This window comes from Bacillus sp. JJ1503 (genome assembly GCF_036965125.1).
Taxonomy (GTDB): Bacteria; Bacillota; Bacilli; order Bacillales; family Cytobacillaceae; genus Cytobacillus.
In genome coordinates this window covers 1-1,273 of the sequence record NZ_JBALOZ010000496.1, presented here as the reverse complement: position 1 = coordinate 1,273, position 1,273 = coordinate 1, and the positions used below count along the sequence as shown (strand labels likewise).

Below are 1,273 nucleotides of genomic sequence, written 5' to 3'. Positions count from 1 at the left end.
ATAGTTTGATATATTACTATCATTCTATAATCTGTATAATTATAGGGCAATTCGCTAATTTAGGGGGGATTTGATGTTAAATGGTCGTTAATATTCTTTAAACAAACCAGATTCAAATCGTTCCATTGATGACGTTCTCGGTGTCTAACCCCTAGTGCGTTAATCGATTAATACTTTGAGGGACAGGCACCTTTTTTGAATATCTTAAGATGGATTTACATTTAAGGTAAACTATTGGAGGTGATGGTGAATGTTATTTGTTAATAAAAATAAAATTATCTGCAAATCATCTTAATTTTACTTTATTATTGTTTAATCAAATTGCCGATGTATTATATTAACATTCGGATATAGAATTTATTATTTATTTTTACTCAATGCTTCCTTCGCTTCTTTTAAGTCTATTTTAGCGTTATATCCATGTTTTTGAAGTAAATGTAAAAGGTTATTTCCATTTAGTAATGTAATGGGCTTATCTTTTGAAAAATTATAGGCATCAGGTCCGTAGTCAGCGGTCGAAACTAATATTCCTTTTGTCGCGCCTTCGTTCATAACTGTTCCATATAAGTCTCGTACTGCTGAAACCCCTACAACATTTGTATATCTTTTTGCTTGAATAACGATTTTACCTCCACGAATTGGGTCAGGGTCAAATGCCACTGCATCTACACCGCCATCTCTACTGGCTTGAGTAATTTTTACTTCTCCTCCTGTCTGATTAAACTCTTTATCAAACAATTCTCTTATTAAGTGTTCGAAGTCTTCCCAATCCATTGCTGCTAAATTAACAGTTTCATCTAATGAATCAGCAACATTATATGAAGATCTAAATCTCGAATCTTCTCTATTAATATAGATTATCGGAGCTATCGGAGTTAAACTATGTAGTTTAGTACTTCCTATACCTTTTAGATTTTTAAAGCAAAGTTTTGGATCTACTTGGGCCAAATTAATTTCTTCAAATTCTTGTTTAGTGGTTTGAACTGATAATATACATGTCTCAACTTCTTTACCAGTTGCTTTATCTATAGATTTAACCCATCCATTAAACACAATGGAATGAATAACATTAATAGCATCTGCCTCGAACAATTCATGAATAGTCCTCAATGTAATTTGATATAACAGGTTATCATACATTTTTCTTAGTGCTGCATCGGTTAAATCTACTTTTTTGAACTCGTCCTTACTCTGGATATACTTTACTTCCTTTAGACTTGGTAATTGATCAGGGGCAGGTAGTAAATATTCTACGATGAGTATTTTATTATTC

The 1,273-nt window shown here is 32.1% G+C and carries 1 protein-coding gene; it reads right to left on the bottom strand.

Features of this window, described 5'->3' with window-relative positions; genetic code table 11:
* Positions 1–360 precede the first annotated feature (360 nt).
* On the bottom strand, positions 361–1,273 hold a 913-nt coding region (locus tag V7149_RS25835), incomplete at its 5' end, for a restriction endonuclease (RefSeq protein WP_335348416.1).